This window comes from Sediminibacillus albus (genome assembly GCF_900101125.1).
Classification (GTDB): Bacteria; Bacillota; Bacilli; order Bacillales; family Amphibacillaceae; genus Sediminibacillus; species Sediminibacillus albus.
Genome location: NZ_FNFL01000013.1, coordinates 1 through 1,520 on the forward strand (window position 1 = coordinate 1; position 1,520 = coordinate 1,520).

General features: G+C 44.6%; 1 protein-coding gene. It reads right to left on the bottom strand.

The window, feature by feature from the left end; all coding sequences use genetic code 11:
- Positions 1 to 1,496, bottom strand: a 1,496-nt coding sequence (locus BLR93_RS17660) for an SH3 domain-containing protein (RefSeq protein ID WP_483880065.1), incomplete at its 3' end; no start/stop codon positions are given.
- Positions 1,497 to 1,520 lie beyond the last annotated feature (24 nt).

Genomic DNA, 1,520 nt, shown 5'->3' on the forward strand with positions numbered 1-1,520 from the left:
ACACGCCACCAGTTGCCGTAGTCGGTTGCGATTGGGAATCTCTCCCCTTTTTCTATCTTACCGAATGGTTTCAAGCTTCCCGATGCATTATCATAAACCGTGACATCCTCCAGGGTTTCAAATGTCCGATTTTGATTGGAATATCCATCGTTTTTATTCTTTACTGCTTCACCTGTAGCGGGGGAAGTCGCAAACTTTTCTACATAGCCATAAAAATCACCAAATTGAATCCGATGCCAGTTCCCATAATCACTCACCCTGGTATATACTTGATCTTTTTCAACCTCACCCACTTTTTTCAGCGAGTCGCTGCTTCGATTATCATAAACAGGTAAATCCTCTTCCGCTTTAAAGTAATCGGCAAAGTCCGCATATTGTACATTCGCCTCGTTTTTCCTCACATAACCTACACGGTCCAAGTAAAGGATTCGCCACCAGTTGCCGTAATCGGCCGCTATCGGAAACAATTGACCCTTATCTATCTTCCCAAAAGGGACCAGGCTCCCCGAGGTATTATCATAAACTTCTACTTGTTGTTTTGTTTCCAGTTTATGCGCTGTATTAGTATGATTTTTATTCATGTTTGGTATTTCTGACTCTGTCGCATAGCCTGTATCTGATTTCCGCACATAACCGTAGAAATCGCCAAATTGGATTCGCCACCAGTTACCATAGTCTCTTACAATGGAATATGACTGACCTTTTTCCAGCTCACCGACTTTCTTGAGGGAACCACTACGATTATCATAAACGGGGATGTCCGCATGATATACTCGGAAGTAGTTATCCGTCGGCTTGGTTTCCGCCTTCACTTCTTCCTTTCTTACATAGCCTATCCGGTCGGAAAAGAGAACTCTCCACCATTTTCCATAATCTCCCGCTAGGGCATACTGTTCTCCTTTGGAAATTTGGCCGAAAGGAACCAGACTACCGGATGTATTATCATATACAGTTACATCTTTCAACGTTTCAAACGTCCGTGATTGGTTGGTATAATTCCCGTTTTCATTTTGAAGGGACCCACCATCATCAGGGACAGTATCCGATTTCCTGACGTAACCATAAATACCGCCAAATTCGATACGATGCCAATTCCCATAATCACTGACACGGGGATATACCTGCCCCTGTTTTAATTGACCCATGGGTCTTAAGGAACCACTTCCACGGTTGTCGTAGACCGTGGTGGTGGTAGTCACCTTGAAGTAATCGGAAATAACGCCATCCCACGGATCCGTACTGTTTGCAGTTGCCTGTACGAGCACTGTTTGCTCGGTTTCCGATTGAACTTCTTTTTCTCCTTCACTTTCGGAAACTTCCGTGTTTAACTCTTCGTTCGAATCAATAGTGGGTTCTTCGGTACCTTCCTCTCCAGAAACGGCAGGCTCTTCACTATCTTGCTTAGGCTCTTCCGGGTCTTCTGAAGTGAGTTGTTCCTCGGTGGTGGTAGTTTCTGTTTCTCCCCCAGTAGTTTTCGAGGAGTCATCCTCGGTCATCACAATATCCTCTTTCTCCTCGTA